Annotated in this window: 14 protein-coding genes; 7 read left to right on the top strand and 7 right to left on the bottom strand. The window is 69.3% G+C overall.

The window, feature by feature from the left end; genetic code table 11:
- Positions 1-6: 6 nt before the first annotated feature.
- Positions 7-585: an ankyrin repeat domain-containing protein gene (locus Ga0609869_RS12400; RefSeq protein WP_125404238.1), complete on the top strand. Its 579-nt coding sequence runs from the start codon at positions 7-9 to the stop codon at positions 583-585.
- Here the strand turns inward: Ga0609869_RS12400 and Ga0609869_RS12395 are convergent.
- Both Ga0609869_RS12395 and Ga0609869_RS12390 read right to left on the bottom strand, forming a co-directional pair.
- On the bottom strand, positions 568-933 hold the full coding sequence (locus Ga0609869_RS12395) for a hypothetical protein (protein ID WP_125404237.1): 366 nt from the start codon (positions 931-933) through the stop codon (positions 568-570). The two genes, Ga0609869_RS12400 and Ga0609869_RS12395, sit on opposite strands and share 18 nt — an antisense overlap.
- On the bottom strand, positions 933-1,355 hold the full coding sequence (locus Ga0609869_RS12390; protein WP_125404236.1) for a DUF6484 domain-containing protein: 423 nt from the start codon (positions 1,353-1,355) through the stop codon (positions 933-935). Before Ga0609869_RS12390 ends, Ga0609869_RS12395 begins: the two co-directional genes overlap by 1 nt.
- A 423-nt stretch (positions 1,356-1,778) precedes the next feature.
- On the opposite strand from Ga0609869_RS12390, the gene urtA reads away from it, so the two are divergent.
- The 5 genes from urtA to urtE all read left to right on the top strand — a co-directional run bounded on the left by urtA (position 1,779) and on the right by urtE (position 7,834).
- On the top strand, positions 1,779-3,056 hold the full coding sequence (gene urtA, locus Ga0609869_RS12385; RefSeq protein WP_125404235.1) for an urea ABC transporter substrate-binding protein: 1,278 nt from the start codon (positions 1,779-1,781) through the stop codon (positions 3,054-3,056).
- 77 nt (positions 3,057-3,133) lie between these two features.
- Positions 3,134-5,089, top strand: a complete 1,956-nt coding sequence (gene urtB / locus Ga0609869_RS12380; protein WP_125404234.1) for an urea ABC transporter permease subunit UrtB — start codon at positions 3,134-3,136, stop codon at positions 5,087-5,089.
- Positions 5,090-5,165: 76 nt separating this feature from the next.
- The gene (gene urtC, locus Ga0609869_RS12375) at positions 5,166-6,398 is read left to right on the top strand and encodes an urea ABC transporter permease subunit UrtC (protein ID WP_125404233.1); all 1,233 of its coding nucleotides are present in this window, start codon (positions 5,166-5,168) and stop codon (positions 6,396-6,398) included.
- Positions 6,395-7,135, top strand: a complete 741-nt coding sequence (gene urtD, locus Ga0609869_RS12370) for an urea ABC transporter ATP-binding protein UrtD (protein ID WP_125404232.1) — start codon at positions 6,395-6,397, stop codon at positions 7,133-7,135. The genes urtC and urtD overlap by 4 nt, the downstream gene beginning before the upstream one ends.
- 3 nt (positions 7,136-7,138) lie before the next feature.
- Positions 7,139-7,834: an urea ABC transporter ATP-binding subunit UrtE gene (gene urtE / locus Ga0609869_RS12365; RefSeq protein WP_125404231.1), complete on the top strand. Its 696-nt coding sequence runs from the start codon at positions 7,139-7,141 to the stop codon at positions 7,832-7,834.
- A 4-nt stretch (positions 7,835-7,838) separates the two neighbouring features.
- Here the strand turns inward: urtE and Ga0609869_RS12360 are convergent, their stop codons facing one another.
- The 5 genes from Ga0609869_RS12360 to Ga0609869_RS12340 all read right to left on the bottom strand — a co-directional run bounded on the left by Ga0609869_RS12360 (position 7,839) and on the right by Ga0609869_RS12340 (position 14,434).
- Complete coding sequence (locus tag Ga0609869_RS12360) at positions 7,839-8,600, bottom strand: enoyl-CoA hydratase/isomerase family protein (RefSeq protein WP_125404230.1); 762 nt, start codon at positions 8,598-8,600, stop codon at positions 7,839-7,841.
- Positions 8,597-9,901 carry a phenylacetate--CoA ligase family protein gene (locus tag Ga0609869_RS12355; protein WP_125404229.1) on the bottom strand — a complete coding sequence of 435 codons (1,305 nt, stop codon included), beginning with the start codon at positions 9,899-9,901 and terminating at the stop codon, positions 8,597-8,599. Before Ga0609869_RS12355 ends, Ga0609869_RS12360 begins: the two co-directional genes overlap by 4 nt.
- Positions 9,898-10,551 (bottom strand): TetR/AcrR family transcriptional regulator, encoded by a 654-nt coding sequence (locus tag Ga0609869_RS12350; protein ID WP_245972185.1) that lies wholly within the window; start codon positions 10,549-10,551, stop codon positions 9,898-9,900. The genes Ga0609869_RS12355 and Ga0609869_RS12350 overlap by 4 nt, the downstream gene beginning before the upstream one ends.
- 75 nt (positions 10,552-10,626) lie before the next feature.
- Entirely contained in the window at positions 10,627-12,378 is a 1,752-nt protein-coding gene (locus Ga0609869_RS12345) for a hydantoinase B/oxoprolinase family protein (protein ID WP_125404228.1), read from the bottom strand.
- Positions 12,368-14,434, bottom strand: coding sequence for a hydantoinase/oxoprolinase family protein (locus Ga0609869_RS12340; protein WP_125404227.1), 2,067 nt, complete (start codon positions 14,432-14,434; stop codon positions 12,368-12,370). Before Ga0609869_RS12340 ends, Ga0609869_RS12345 begins: the two co-directional genes overlap by 11 nt.
- Before the next feature lie 142 nt (positions 14,435-14,576).
- Between Ga0609869_RS12340 and Ga0609869_RS12335 the strand changes: the two genes are divergently transcribed.
- Entirely contained in the window at positions 14,577-15,965 is a 1,389-nt protein-coding gene (locus Ga0609869_RS12335; protein WP_125404226.1) for a hypothetical protein, read from the top strand.
- Positions 15,966-16,205: the final 240 nt, after the last annotated feature.

Below are 16,205 nucleotides of genomic sequence, written 5' to 3'. Positions count from 1 at the left end.
CGGGCGATGAACGAGCTGTTCGATGCGATCTACGACGGCGATCACGCGGCGCTTGGCGCGATGCTCGACGCCGACCCGGCGCGGGCCGACGCGGTGATGGTCGAGACCGGCGAGACCGCGCTGATGGCCGCCTGCGCGATTGGCGATTTGCGCGCGGTGCAGGTGCTGCTGGCCGCCGGCGCCGCGACCGACCCGCGCGACGATGCGGGCGAGACGGCGCTGCACATCGCCGCCTTTGCCGCCCCCGACCCGGTGGTCTTTGCCCTGATCGAGGCCGGCGCGGCGCTGGATGTGCGTTGCGATTTCGGCAAGACGCCGCTGATGGACGCGGCGCAAGAAGGCCGTGCCGAGGTCGTCGCGCGGCTGCTGAAGGCCGGCGCCGACCCGCGCGCGACCGACGAGGAGGGACGCACCGCGCTGCACTGGGCGATCATCGCCGACACCGATGCCTGGCCCGTCGTGCGCCTGCTGCAACAGGCCGGGCTGCGGCTGGACGCGCGCACCGCGGCGGGGCTGTCGGGCTACGACTATCTCGACACGCTCGACCGGCCGGCGATCCGTGCGGGCCTAGCCGCCGGCGGCTGACTCCCCGGTGCCGGGGCAGGTGGCCTCAAGATAGGCCCGCACCTTGGCAAGGTCGAGATCGCCGATCTGCAACCCCTCGGCGCCGGGCTGCAACATCCGCACCACGAACATCTCGCCCGCCTCGGGGTATTCGGCATAAAGCGCCTCGGCGATCTTCAGCCCCTCGCGCCCGGCCACGCGCAGCCCGTCGAGATGCGCCTCCAGCCGCTCGACGAGGCGGGCCAGGCGCTCTTCGTCCATTTCCTCGTTCTCGTCGGGGTGGCGCAGGTGGCGGTCGTAGACCGTCCACAGAAACGCCGCCTGCTCGGCATGCTGGCGCACGATATGCTCCAGCACCGGGCGGTCCATCAGTTGAGGTTGACCGACCCGCCGCGGATGCGGTTGGTCGCCGAGGCGTGAGAGGTCAGGTAGGTGCCGCGCAGCGTGATGCGCCCGTCCTTGAGCATCACCAGCGACGCCTTGCCGACGCGCAGCTCCAGCCGCTCGCCGGCCGTGACCTTGACGGTCTCGCCGTCGCTGATCACCACCGGCGCGGTGTCCCGTCGGGCCGGTTCGACCAGCTTTCCGACGATCAGCGGCCGGTCGCGCCGGCCGTCCTCGAACAAGAGCGCCACCTCGGCGCCGGTGTCATCGGCGTCCAGCGCGGTCAGCGACCGGGCCGGTATCGCGTGATCGCGGGGGTTTCCCGGGAACACCACCAGCGGCGCGCCGGCCTCGAACCCGAGGAAGACCCCGAGGACGACGCCGTCGATCTGGTCGGTTTGCGTCATGAGCTGTTCCTTCGCGATAGAAGGATCATTCCACGATTCCCGCGGCAGGCCAAGCCGGACGCCGCGGGCAGGGGCCGTCAGGTCCGACGATTCCGCTTTGCGCAAAACTTGACAGGGCTTCGAGACGCCGCCTTTCTTTGCGCCGCTCAATGCGGCGAACCGCCGCAGGTTCGGCCAAAAAACGGGCACCTGCAACCTTTCCGGCAGAATTCGCGCCATGACCCATGCAGATGTTTGCCTCTTGTTTCCGCGCAGGAAACTCTGGCGCTGCCCAGACCGGCGGGGACGTTCGATGGGTGCGCGATGGCTGTGACCGCAATGATTAGGCTGCCGCGCGGGGAAAAATCACAGCGGCCACACTGGCCGGGGCCGGGGTTTCGTACCGGTGCCCGACCGATGGCAGGCCGCGCATGGGAGACGTTCATGAACAGTGTGAAGAAAATCATTACCAGTGCCTTGGCGATGGGCGCGCTTGCCGCGCCGGCCTTCGCGCAAGACACGATCAAGGTGGGCGTGCTGCACTCGCTCTCCGGCACGATGGCGATTTCCGAGACGACGCTGAAGGATACCGTCGAGATGCTGGTCGAAGACCAGAACGCCAAGGGCGGCCTTCTCGGCATGCAGCTCGAGGCCGTGGTGGTCGACCCGGCCTCCGACTGGCCGCTCTTTGCCGAAAAGGCGCGCGAGCTGCTGACGGTGCAGGACGTGGACGTGATCTTTGGCTGCTGGACGTCCGTTTCCCGCAAATCGGTGCTGCCGGTGATCGAGGAACTCAACGGCCTGCTGTTCTACCCCGTCCAGTACGAGGGCGAGGAAAGCTCGAAAAACGTGTTCTATACCGGTGCGGCGCCCAACCAGCAGGCGATCCCGGCCACCGATTACTTCCTCGAAGAGCTGGGGGTCGAGAAATTCGCCCTGCTCGGCACCGACTACGTGTACCCGCGCACGACCAACAACATCCTTGAAAGCTATCTTCAGCAGAAGGGCATCGCCGAAGAGGACATCTTCGTCAACTATACCCCCTTCGGCCATTCGGACTGGTCCAAGATCGTGTCCGACGTGGTCGCGCTGGGCGCCGACGGCAAGAAGGTCGGCGTGATCTCGACGATCAACGGCGACGCCAATATCGGCTTCTACAAGGAACTCGCCGCCGCCGGCGTCTCGGCCGACGACATCCCCGTCGTCGCCTTCTCGGTCGGCGAGGAAGAGCTCTCGGGCCTCGACACCACCAACCTCGTCGGCCACCTCGCCGCGTGGAATTACTTCCAGTCCGCCGAATCCGACGCCAACGAGGAATTCGTCGCCAAGTGGAAAGAGCGCATGGGCGAAGAGCGGGTCACCAACGACCCGATGGAGGCCCATTACGTCGGCTTCAACATGTGGGTGAACGCGGTCGAGGCCGCCGGCACCACCGATGTCGATGCCGTGCGCGAGGCGATGTGGGGCCAGGAATTCCCCAACCTCACCGGCGGTACCGCGGTGATGGGCACCAACCATCACCTGGCCAAGCCGGTGCTGATCGGCGAGATCCAGGATGATGGCCAGTTCGACATCATCAGCGAGACCGAAGAAGTGCCGGGCGACGCCTGGACCGACTACCTGCCGGACTCGGCGGTGCTGGTCTCCGACTGGAAGGACCTCGGCTGCGGCATGTACAACACCGAGACCGAAAGCTGCGTGCAGATCAAGTCGAACTACTGATCGGCCAGCCCGACCGGGCCAAACGGGGGGCGGGCCGTCCCGCCCCCTCATTCCAACGATACAGGCAGTCTCCGCCCATGCGCATCCTCCTTGCGTCCGTTTACCTGTTCTTGCTGATCGCCGGCCCCGCTGCCGCTCAGGACAACCCGATCCAGCAGGTTCTGCAGGAAAACCGGGACCTTCTCGAGGAAAGCTCGCGCAGAACCATCGGACCGGCCATCGACGCGATCAGCGACAGCGGCCTTCCACAGGCGCAGGCCGTGCTGGAAAAATGGCAGGCCAAGGAGCTGTGGCAGCGCGAGGCGGACGGGCTGTTCTTCTTTGCCGAGGACATCGGGTCCGATACCTACCGCCTGATCGACATCGCCACCGGCGCGCCGGTGGGCAGCTACGACGAGGACGATCTCGACCAGCTCAAGCCCAATAGCGGGATCCGCGGCATGATCGGCGCCGCGCTGGTGCGGTTCCAGCTGATGGACCCCGACCCCGCCAAGCGCGCCGACGCGCTGGACGCGATCTCGCGCGATGCCGAGGCCAGCCATCTCGACGCGCTGCGCGGCAGCATCGCGGACGAGACCGACCCCGGGCTCAAGGCGCGCAAGGCCCGGCTGGAACGGATCTTGACGATCGCCTACGACCCCGACCCGGCCGCGCGCATCGCCGCGATCCAAAGCTTCAAGGGCGACCTGGGCGTCGATGCCCGCGCCGCGCTCAACCCGCTGGTGGCCACCACCCGCGCCGCCGTCACCGACGCGCCGCCCGAGGACGAGAACATCGCCCGCCTGCTGCGGCCCGGCAGCGACGCGCTGTCCGAGGTCGAGGCCTACGCGCTGCTGGTCGATGCCGGCCTCGCGCCGCCGCGCCTCAGCCTCGACGACCAGCGCGCCGCGCTCGCCGCCCATATCGAGAACGGCCGCGTCGGCGGCGTGCCGGTGGACCGGCTCGATACCGTGGCCGCGCGCGACCGCGCCTATTCCGCCCTGGCCGACGCCGGCACCGTGCCCGCCGCGGCCACCGAGGCCGAGGTCGCCCAGGCGCTCAGCTCGCATGTCTTCTACGAACGCTACGCCGAGACCGACCCGGCCGTGACCGAGGCCGCAAATGCCGCGCTCGGTGCCATCGCCTTCAAGGTGGGGCTCAACCAGGGCGCCGACCTCGCGCTCGACGCGCTCTCGCTCGCCTCGATCTACTTTCTCGCCGCGATCGGGCTTGCCATCACCTTCGGCGTGATGGGCGTGATCAACATGGCGCATGGCGAATTCATCATGATGGGCGCCTATACCGGCTACGTGGTCCAGCAGGTCGTGCCCAATTACACCGCCTCGATCCTGATCGCGCTGCCGCTGGCCTTCGTGCTCACCTTCGCCGCCGGCGTGGCGATGGAACGCCTGGTGATCCGCTGGCTCTACAACCGCCCGCTGGAAACGCTGCTGGCGACCTTCGGCATCTCCATCGCGCTGCAGCAGCTGGCCAAGAACATCTTCGGCACCCAGGCGCGCCCGCTGACCTCGCCCGACTGGCTGGACGGGGCGCTGGTCTTCAACGACGTGGTCTCGATCAGCTATATCCGCATCGCGATCTTCGTGCTCGCGCTGGCCTTCCTCGCGCTCTTCCTGTTCATCATGCGCCGCACGCGGCTGGGGCTCGAGGTGCGCGCGGTGACGCAAAACCCGCGCATGGCCGCCTCGATGGGGATCAATCCCGACCGCATCAACATGCTGACCTTCGGCCTCGGCTCGGGCATCGCCGGTGTCGCCGGCGTCGCCATCGGCCTTTACGCCAAGGTCACCTCCGAGCTGGGCCAGGACTATATCGTGCAAAGCTTCATGACCGTGGTCGTCGGCGGCGTGGGCAATATCTGGGGCACGCTTCTGGGCGCCACGCTGATCGGCTCGCTGCAAAAGGGCATCGAATGGCTGAACCCGTCCAACACGCTCGCCGCCCAGACCTACATGATCCTCTTCATCATCCTCTTCATCCAGTTCCGCCCGCGGGGCATCATCGCCCTGAGGGGCCGCGCCGCGGGGGATTAAGCCGCATGCCTGCTTCTTCTTGGTCCAAATACCCACAATCCGCCCCCCCGACCGGGCGCAGCGCCGGGGGCCGTGCATGAGGGACAGCTTCTTTGCCAAGAACCCGTCGGTGCTGATCTTCCTGACGCTGCTTGCGCTTTTCACGCTCGCGGTGACGCTCCTGGGCGAGGCGCACGGCACCGGCGCGATCTCCACGAGCTTCGTCAAGACCCTGGGCAAGACGCTCTGCCTGTGCCTCGTCGCCATCGCGATGGATCTCGTCTGGGGCTACACCGGCATCCTGTCGCTCGGCCATTTCGCGTTCTTCGGGCTCGGCGGCTACATGATCGGCATGTGGCTGATGTATGCCCGGACCGAGCTGATCGTGGCCGAGTCGCTCGCCCAGGCCGAGATCCCGCCGACCCCGGACGAGATCCGCGATGCCATCGCCACGCAGATCTTCGGCGTCGTGGGCGGCAGCGAGTTTCCGGCGGTTTGGGCCTTCGCCCATTCCCTGCCGATCCAGCTCGCGCTGGTGGTGCTGGTGCCGGGCGCGCTGGCGCTGGTCTTCGGCTGGCTGGCCTTCCGCAGCCGCGTCACCGGCGTCTACCTGTCGATCCTGACCCAGGCGATGACGCTGGCGCTGGCGCTCTACCTGTTCCAGAACGACAGCGGGCTGAGGGGCAATAACGGCCTGTCGGGGCTGCAGAACATTCCCGGCGCGGGCGACATTCCGCAATCGATCATCTCGATCCGGTTTTTCTGGGCCTCGGCCGCGGCGCTGGCGGCGGGATACCTGCTGGCCGCCTTCATGGTGTCGGGCAAGTTCGGCTCGGTGATCCGCGGCATCCGCGACGACGAGGCACGGGTGCGGTTCCTGGGATACTCGGTCGAGGGGTACAAGCTCTTCGTCTTCACGCTGACCGCGGTGATCGCGGGCGTCGCGGGGGCGCTCTATTACCCGCAGGCGGGTATCATCAACCCCGCCGAGGTTGCGCCCATCGCCTCGATCTACCTCGCGGTCTGGGTCGCCATCGGCGGGCGCGGGCGGCTTTACGGCGCGGTGATCGGCGCGGCCCTCGTCTCGCTTCTGTCGACATGGTTCACCGGCGGCCAGGCGCCCGCCCTGCCGCTGGGCTTTTACACCGTCGACTGGGTCGACTGGTGGCAGGTGCTGCTCGGGCTGGGCTTCGTCCTCGTCACCCTCTTCGCGCCCTCGGGCATCGGCGGGCTCTTCGACCTGGTCGCGGGCCGCCGCCATCCCGACCGCCACGGTGCCGATCTCGGCCCCGACAAGGGGTCGTTCCGCGAACGGGAGGCCGAGCAATGACCTCGCTTCTGGAAGTTTCGGGCGTTTCGGTCAGCTTCGACGGGTTCAACGCGATCAACAACCTGTCCTTCGAGATCGGCCCGGCCGAGCTGCGCGCGATCATCGGGCCCAACGGTGCGGGCAAGACCACCTTCATGGACATCGTCACCGGCAAGACCCGCCCCGACGAGGGCCACGTGCTGTGGGGCGGGATGAACAAATCCCTGTTGAAGATGAACGAAAGCCAGATCGCGCGCGAGGGCGTCGGCCGCAAGTTCCAGCGCCCCACGGTGTTCGAGGACCAGTCGGTTTTCGACAACCTGATGATGGCGCTGAAAAAGAACCGCGCGCCCTGGTCCGTCCTGTTCTATCGCCAGTCCGCCGCCGACCGCGCGCGGGTCGCCGAGCTGGCCGAAGAGATCGGGCTGTCCGACCAGCTGCACCGCAAGTCGGGCGAGCTGAGCCACGGGCAGAAGCAATGGCTGGAAATCGGCATGCTGCTGGCGCAGGAGCCCAAGCTCCTGCTGGTGGACGAGCCCGCCGCGGGCATGACGCTGGCCGAGCGCGAGCATACCACCGACCTGTTGAAGGAGGCCGCGAAAACCCGCGCCGTGGTGGTGGTCGAGCATGACATGGAATTCGTCCGCCGGCTGGGCTGCAAGGTGACGGTCCTGCACGAGGGCGCGGTGCTGGCCGAGGGCAGCATCGACCACGTCACGCAGAACCGGCAGGTGATCGATGTCTATCTGGGGCGCTGAGCGATGCTGAAAACCACTGGCCTGACGCTGCATTACGGCGGTTCGCAAATCCTGCACGGGATCGACCTCGAGGCCCGCGCGGGCCAGGTGACCTGCGTGATGGGCACCAACGGCGTGGGCAAGACCAGCCTGTTGAAGGCGATCTCGGGCACCCATCTGCGTTCGGGCGGCGCGCTCGAGCTGGACGGCGCCAAGGTGGGCCGAGTGCCGGCCCAGGCCATGGCCCGGCGCGGCGTCGGCTACGTGCCCCAGGGGCGCGACATCTTTCCGCTGCTGACCGTGCGCGAGAACCTGGAAACGGGTTATGCCTGCCTGCCGCGCGGCGAGCGGGTCGTCCCCGACGAGATTTACGAGCTGTTCCCGGTGCTCAAGGACATGACCGGCCGGCGCGGCGGCGATCTGTCGGGCGGGCAGCAGCAGCAGCTTGCCATCGCGCGCGCGATGATCCCCCAGCCCAAGCTGTTGTTGCTGGACGAGCCCACAGAGGGCATCCAGCCCAACATCATCCAGCAGATCGGCCGCGTCATCGAATACCTGCGCGACCAGGGGCGCATGGCGATCGTGCTGGTCGAGCAGTATTTCGAATTCGCCTACGGGCTGGCCGACCGGTTTTACGTGATGGAACGCGGGGCGGTCACCGTGTCGGGCACCAAGGCCGAACTGCCGAAGGAACGCCTGTTGCAGGCCGTGTCCGTCTGAGCGCTCAGAACGCCTTCAGCCGGCGCGTGGTTTCGGGGTCGAGAAAGCCCGCCACCGTCGCGTCGGTTTCCAGCGCCAGCGCGCGGTCGAGGTCGGGCAGGGCGGCGGCGTTCAGCACCCGCTTCATCGCCCGGACCGACAGCGTCGGCAGCGCGGCCAGCTTGCGCGCCGTCGCCACCGCCTCGTCCATCAGCAGATCGTCGGGCACCACCTTCCACGCCACCCCCAGCTCGGCCAGGTCCGCCGCGCCGTAGCGCTCGCCCAGAAACAGCATCTCGCGCGCCTTGGCCAGCCCGACCAGCGCGGGCAGGCAGGCGGTGACCGCGCCGGTGACGAAGAGGTTCAGCGACACCTCGGGGAAAAACCCCCTGGCGCTCTCGGCCCAGAGCGGGAAATCGCAATTGATCGCCCATTCGAACCCGCCGCCGACCGCCCAGCCGTTGATCGCGCCCACCACGGGTTTCGGCCCCAGCACGATGGCCCGCGTGGCCGCCTGGATCGCCTCGACCAGCGCGCGCGCCTCGGCCTCGGTCTCGGGGTGGACATGGGCCTTGCGGTCGTCGCCGGCGCAGAACGCCGTGCCGGCCCCGGTGAAAAGGATCGCCCGTGTCTCGGGGTCCGCGTTGGCGTCGTCGAAGGCCCGGGCCACGTCGTCGATCAGCGCGCGGTTCATGGCGTTCAGCCGCTCGGGGCGGTTCAGCGTGATGGTCCGCACGCCCTCGGCGTCGCGGGTGCTCAGCACCGTGTCATAGCTGAAGGCGTTCATCTGTCCTCCCGGATCACGCGTTTGGTCTTGCCCTCGGTGCGGGGGAAGTGGCCCGCCGGGCGGATCTCGACCGTTGCGGTGGCCCCCAGCTTGGCCTTGATCGCGGCGGCCACGCGGGCGGGCAGGTCGGCCGTATCGGGCACGCCATCGGCATATTCCGCGACGACCGGCAGGGCGTCGTAGGGCGGCGGCCCGGGCAGGGGGATGCGGTAGTCGCCCGAAAGCTCTGGAAACTCGTTGATCACCGCGGCCACCATCGAGGGGAACATGTTCAGCCCGCGCACCACCACCATGTCGTCGGACCGGCCCACCACGGAAAAGCGAAAGCCGGTGCGCCCGCAGGTGCAGGGCCCGGTTTCCGCCACCTCGATGATGTCGCCGGTGCGAAAGCGGACCAGCGGCTGGCAGTCGCGCACCAGGTGCGTCAGCACCAGTTCGCCCGATTGGCCCGGCTCCAGCGCCAGCGGCGCGCCGGTCTCGGGCTCGACCAGTTCGGGGTGAAGCACGTCGGCCGCCATGAAGTGGAGATGCGTGTCATGCGGGCATTCGGCTGCAAAGTTGGAAAACACGTCCGACACGCCGTAATTGGCGTTGCGGGGCTGCATTCCCCAGGTCTCGGCCAGCCGCGCGCGGAAGGCCGGGTCGTCGACCCCCGGCTCGCCGCCGAAAAGCCCCAGCCTGAGGCCGAGGTCGCGCGGCGCAAGGCCGGCAAACTTCTCGGCGATCACGCGCTCCAGCACCGCCGGGTAGGAGGGCGTGCAGGAGATCGCCGTGACGCCCACCTCGCGCATCGTGCGCACCAGCAGTTCCGTCGCCCCAACGCCGAACGGGATGACCAGCGCGCCGGTGGCCTCAAGCGTCAGGTGGTCGGTCACGCCGCCCATCCACATCTGGTAATTCAGGCAATGGACCACCGTGTGATCGGGGCCGAGCCCCGCGGCGGCGTGGCAGCGCCCGCCGACCTCTTGGGTAATCGCCGCGTCGCGGGCGGAAAGCGCCAGGTTCATCGCCTGGCCGGTGGTGCCCGAGGTGCGGTGCAGCCGCACCGCCGCGGCCCGTGGCGCGGCGAGGTAGCTGCCGAAGGGCGGATGGGCCGCCTGCGACAGCCGCAGCCCGGCCTTGTCCGACAGCGGCAGCTCTGGCAGGTCGCGCAGGTCGGCCGGGGGCGGGCGGCCCTGCCAGAGCGCGCGGTAGAACTCGGAATGGGCCGCCACATGGGCACGCTGGGCGTCCCAGGCCGCGGCGACATGCGCGGCCAGCTCGGTCGCGGGCTGGCGGTCGGCCCCCGGTATCGTCGTCATGCCGTCATCCCCCGTTTCCAGATCAGCGAAAGCGTGTCGAGCACAGCCGCCTCGTCGCGCGACAGCGCCACGAGCGCGGGATCGCGCGACAGGTAAAGGCTCGACAGGTACTGGTCGACCATGCCGCCCAGCGCGTAGGCGCGGCGCATCAGCTCGTCATGCGGCACGCCGTGCCGCTTCCGCTCGGTCGCGGCCACGACCGTTTCCAGCCAGTCCCGGTTCAGCCGCTGAAACGCGGCCTGCGCCTCGGGAAAGCCGTCGAGATGGTGGACGAGGCAACGCATCAGCCCACGGTTTTCACGGAAGAGCGCGATATAGGCGCGGGTCGCGTCGCGGATCGGGTCGTCGCGCCCGGCCTGGTGCATGCAGGAGCGGACGAACCGGGCAAAGCCCGTCAGCAGCTCGGTCAACAGCGCGGCGAGATCGGGGAAGTAGATATAGGCGGTTCCCTTGGCCAGCCCCGCGGCGCGGGCGATCGCGGCGATGCTCAGCCCCTGGGGGCCCTCGGCATCCAGCACCGTGCAGGCCGCTATCAGCAGGCGGGCGCGTGTGCGCTCGCCCTTGGGGCGCGCGGCGCTCTCGGCGGCCAGGACGCGGGCATAGGCCATCTCTTGCGGGTCGGTCGTGGCGGGGCTGGGGGCGGGGTTCATTGGGAGGCCTTGGGTAAATATGACGCCATCGTCATAAAAATGCGCTGTTTTGTAAAGCCCTAGGTGAAAATCGTCTCAGCCGCCTCGGCGCGCCCGGCGCAGGGCCTCGGTCGCCGCCATGTCGGGGGCGGGTGGCGCGCCCGCCAGCACCACGCCGAAAAGCGCCGCGGCCTGATCGGCGGTGTAGCGGCCCAGCCGCACGTCCTCGGCCACCGCGCCGGGGGCGCGGGTCAGCGGGTCGCCGTAGCCGCCGCCACCGGGCGTCTTCACCCGCACCCGGTCGCCGGGGGACAGGGGGATGTCCTGCGCCTTGGACAGATGCTCGGGCGTCTCGGCCACGCCGCCCCGGATCACCTGCACCACGTTCGGCGCGCCGTCGCCGCCCCCCAGTGCGCCTTGCGGGCCGAAGCGTCCGTGATCCATCACAAAGCTTGCCTGCGCGGCGCCGCGCCGGAGCTCCACCTCGTAATCCAGCCCGAAGCCGCCGCGCTGCCGCCCCGCGCCGCCCGATCCCTCGTGCAGGCGGTAATGCCGGTAGAGCACCGGGAACTTCTGCTCCATGATCTCGACCGGCGGGGCCTTGGAAATGCCGATGGTCGAACAGCCATTGGCCAGCCCGTCATGGTCGGCATTGCCGCCATAGCCGCCGCCGGAAAGCTGGTACATCACGTAGTCGCTGCCCTTGGCCGGGTCGTGGCCCCCCAGCGCGAAATTGCCCGAGGTGCCGGCGGGGGCGGCGGTCACGCGGTCGGGCAGGGCGTCCACCAGTGCGGCGAACACTGCCTCGGCAATGCGCTGGCTGACCTCCGCCGCGCAGCCCGACACCGGGCGCGGGTAATGGGCATCGAGGAACGTGCCCCGGTGCCCCGTCACCCTGAGCGGCGCGAAGGCCCCGGCGCTGATCGGCACTTCGGGGGCGATGTGGCGCATGGCGAGGTAGACGGAACTGAGCGTGGTGGCCTCGACCGAGTTCATCGGCCCGGCGCAGGGCGGCGAGGAGCCGGTGAAATCGAACACCAGGTCCGCGCCGTCGCGGGTGACGCTCAGCCGGATCTCCAGCGGTTCGTTGACCACCCCGTCGCTGTCGACATAGGCCACCGAGCGGTGCGTGCCGTCGGGGATGGTGGCGATGAAGGCGCGCATCTGCCGGGCGGCGCGGGCGGAAAGCTCGGCAATCGCCGCGCGCACGGTGTCGTCGCCGTAGCGGTCGAGCAGGGCCGAGAGCCGTTCCTCGCCGACCGACAGCGCCGCCGCCTGCGCCTTCACGTCGCCGATGCGCTGGTCTGCCACGCGGATGTTGGAACAGATGATCTGGTAAATCTCGCGGTCCATCTCGCCGCGTTTGAACAGCTTCACCGGCGGCAGGCGCAGCCCCTCCTGTTCCACCGCCGTGGCCGAGGCGGAAAAGCCGCCGGGCACCGCGCCGCCGGTATCGGGCCAGTGGCCGGTATTGGACAGCCAGCAGAAAATCCCGCCCTTGCGGTAGAACGGCCGGGCAAAGCGCACGTCCATCAGGTGGGTGCCGCCAAGGTAGGGGTCGTTGACGATATAGGTGTCGCCGGGCTCGGGCGGGGCGGTGAGGCCCGCGGCGATGCGTTCGATCAGCACGCGGGTGGAATACTGCATCGTGCCCACGAAGACCGGCAGCCCGCCCGCGCCCTGCGCGATCAGCGCGCCGTTCTCGGCGGCGTAGATGCCGTCGGACCGGTCGTTGGCCTCGGCGATCACCGGCGAAAAGGCGGCGCGGGAAAAGCTCAGGTCCATCTCGTCGCAGACCTGCGTCAGCCCCGCCTGGATCACCGACAGCGTGATCGGGTCAAGCGCCATGGGCCGTGCCTCCAATGGTGACGATCAGGTTGCCCTCGGCATCGGGGTCGGCGCGGTCGCCGGGCTCGACCAGGATCGTGGTGTCCATCTGTTCGACGATGGCCGGGCCGGTGAGGGCGAACTGCGCCGGCAGGTGGTCGCGCCAGTAGACCGGCGTGTCGTGCCACGCCCCGTCGAAATGACAGGGCCGCGTGCCGGTTTGTGCCTGGTCGAGCGTTGCCTTGCGGCCCTCGGGCGCGATCAGCGTCGACAGGTCCAGCCCCTCGCGCGCGCCGATGACCGAGCAATTGGCGTTGATGATGGCGGCCCGGCCTTCGCCGAGCTCGACCCGGAAGCGGGCGAAATAGGCGGCGGCGAATTTCCGGCGCAGGGTGTCCGGGTCGGTCTCTGGACCGTCCAGTTCCACCCGCAAAAGATGCGTCTGGCCAATGAATTGCATGTCGAGGCTATAGCGATGCCTCAGGGCGCCGAGCGCCACGTTCTCGCGCCGGACCAGCGCCTCGCCCTCGGCGGCCTGCTCGGCAAAGACGGTGGCCAGCCGGGTAGGGTCAAGCTTGTCGAGCGGCGCGTTGAGCGTGGTGACGAAGTCGTGGCGCAGGTCGGCCACGACGCAGCCGACCGCATTGGTGATGCCGGGCCGGGCCGGCACCAGCACGCGGGGGATGCCCAACTCGCGCGCCAGTGCCGCGGCGTGCAACGGGCCGGCGCCGCCGAAGGCCAGCAGCGCGAAATCCCGCGGGTCGGCCCCCAGCGAGACCGACACCATGCGAATCGCGCCGGCCATCTTGACATTGGCCAGCCGGATCACCGCCTCGGCGGCACCCACCGCGTCGAGGCCCAGGGGCGCGCCCAGCCGCTCGTCGAAGACCTGCGCGACGGCGGCCGCATCACCCTCTGCGACCGAGGGCAGCTTGGCCGGGTCGAGCCGGCCGAGCACGAGGTTGGCGTCGGAAATGGTGGGCTCGGTGCCGCCGCGGCCATAGCAGACCGGGCCGGGTTCGGCGCCCGCGCTTTCCGGCCCCACCTCCAACAGACCGGCGGCGTTGACCTTGGCGATCGACCCGCCGCCGGCGCCCACGGTGCGCACGTCGACCATCGGCACGTGGATCGGCAGGGCATATTCGATCTCGATCTCGTTCGAGACCGGCGGCTCGGCCCCGCGGATCAGCGCGACATCGGTCGAGGTGCCGCCCATGTCGTAGGAAATGAGATCGGGAATGCCCGCCCGCCGCCCGATATGGGCCGCGGCCATCACGCCCGAGGCCGGCCCCGACATCACCGTCTTGGCGGCCTCGCGCGCCACCAGCCGCGACGAGACCATGCCGCCATTGCCGTTCATCACCAAGAGATCGCCGCGATAGCCGCCCGCCGCCAGGTCGTCGGTCAGCCGTGCGATGTAGCGTTCCAGCAGGGGCTGCACCGCGGCGTTGACGGCGGCCGTCACCCCGCGCTCGAACTCGCGGCTTTCCGACAACAGCGCGTGGCCGAGGGTGACATGTGCGTTGGGCCAGAGCCCCGCGAGGATTTCGCCGGCGCGCAGCTCGTGCGCCGGGTTGGCATAGGCGTGCAGGAAATGCACCACCACCGATTCGCACCCCGCCGCCAGCAGGGCGCGCGCGGCGGCGGCCAGCGCGGCCTCGTCCAGCGGCGTCACCACGCGGCCCTCGGCATCCATCCGCTCGGGCACCTCCAGGCGCAGGTCGCGCGGGATGAGGGGGGTGAAGCGGCCGGTCATGCCGTAGGGTTGCGGGCGCGTGCGGCGGCCCAGTTCCAGCACGTCGCGGAAGCCTTGGGTCGTGATCAGCCCGGTGCGGGCAAGCTTGCGTTCCAGCACCGCGTTGGTGGTGGTGGTCGTGCCGTGCACGATCAGCGCGAGGCGCGACAGCTCCGCCCCCGCCGCCTCGAGCGCGGCGCGCACGCCGTAGGCCTGATTGTCGGGCGTTGTCGGCACCTTGGCCAGCCGCACCGCCCCGGTGGCGGGATCGAGCAGCACCAGGTCGGTGAAGGTGCCGCCGACATCGATGCCGGCCACCTGGCCCGCGCTTTGGCTGTCCATCCCGGCGTCTCCCTGACCGGCCGATACCGTTGGTGTGCAAACGTTCCTCCGGCATCGGGCGAAAGTCAACGCGGGGCGCGCGCGTGCAGGCGCGACGCGACGGGCATTTCCAAAGGGCGGCGAAATCGCGCAAACTCGGGGCATGAAACGACCCATCGCTCTCTTGCCGCTATTCGTTGCGCTCTTGCCCGGTGCGGCGCTGGCCCATGCCACCGAAGGCGGCGTGGTGCTGCTCTTGCCCACCGGGCTTTACATCGCGGGGGGCGTGGCGGCGGTGGTGCTGACGGTGCTGCTGCTCTCGGTCCTGCCGGACCGGGCGGCGATCGGCCTTTTCCGGCCCCTGCCGCTGATCCGCAGCCGCGGCGCGCGGCCCTGGTCCTGGGTGAGCGTGGCGGGGGCCGTGGTGCTGGCCGCGCTGGTGGTCCTGGGGCTGCTGGGCGAACACAACCCGATGCACAACCCCCTGTCGCTGGCGGTCTGGAGCCTGTTCTGGATCGTGCTGGTGCTGGGGCAGGGGATCTGGGGCGATCTCTGGCGCTGGATCAACCCGTGGCACGGGCCCTACACGCTGCTGGCGCGGCGCCTGGGCTGGCGGCGGATCCTGCGCCTGCCGGGCTGGCTGGGCTACTTGCCGGCGCTTGTCAGCTTTCTCGCCTTTGCCGCGGTGCTGCTGGCGCACCCGGCGCCGGCCGATCCCGAGCGGCTGGCGGCGATGGTGGCCTGCTACTGGGCGGCGCATTTCGCGCTGACGCTGGTCTTCGGGCCGAAATGGCTGCGCCGGGGCGAGGGGATATCGGTGCTGATGTCGGCCTATGCGCGCATCGCGCCGCTGGGCAAGGCGCGCGGGCGCTGGCGGCTGGGCCTTTGGGGGTGGAAGGCCATGGCCCGCCGCGCGCCGCCCGTCGGGCTGGCCGTCTTCATGATCGTGCTGCTGGCGGTGGGCAGCTACGACGGGCTGAACGAGACCTACTGGTGGTTCGGCCAAATCGGTTTGAACCCGCTGGAATTTCCCGGCCGTTCGGCGGTGGTGAAGGAAAACCTCCTCGGCGTGGCCGGGGCGGTGGTGGCCCTGCCCCTGGTCTTCGCGGCGGCGATCGCGCTGGGGCTGGCGCTGGCCGGAGAGATCGGCCGCTTCGCCGCGGCGTTCCTGGCGTTGGCGCCGGCGCTCTTGCCGATCGCGCTGGGGTATCACTTCGCCCATTACCTGCCGTCGATCCTGCTCGAGGGGCAGTACATGCTGGCCGTCGCCAACGACCCGCTGGACAGTGGCCTGCACCTGCTGGGGCTCGACGCGTTCCGCGTCACCACTGGATTTTTCAACACCACCGACACGGTGCGGGTGATCTTCCTCGCGCAGGCGGGCGCGGTGGTGCTGGGCCATGCAGTGGCCATCGCGCTGTCGCATGCGCTGGCCGCGCGCATGTTCGGCAGCGGGCGCAAGGCCGCGCTGAGCCAGGCGCCGCTGGCGCTCTTCATGGTGGGCTATACGCTGTTCGGGCTGTGGCTCTTGGCCTCGCCGCGGGGGGTCTGATCCGACCCCGTTGCGAACCTTGGGTTTCGCCGCGCGTTCGCGCGGCGACCGACCGGGGGCTCCGCCCCCGGACCCCCGGGATATTTTTGGCCAGAAGAAGAAGGTGGGGTTCTTCTGGCCCGGAAATATCCCGGGGGAGTCCGAAGGACGGGGGCAGAGCCCCCTTGCCCGGTCGCAATCCCGCGCTCCGCCTGGTCCGCAAAGCGGATCGATACCGAACCGCTGCCATCCCCCGACGCA

The organism is Rhodovulum iodosum (assembly GCF_041020385.1).
In the GTDB taxonomy this organism is placed as follows: Bacteria; Pseudomonadota; Alphaproteobacteria; order Rhodobacterales; family Rhodobacteraceae; genus Rhodovulum; species Rhodovulum iodosum.
The sequence above is the reverse complement of the archived record's forward strand: the minus strand, read 5'-3'. Positions and strand labels throughout refer to the sequence as shown.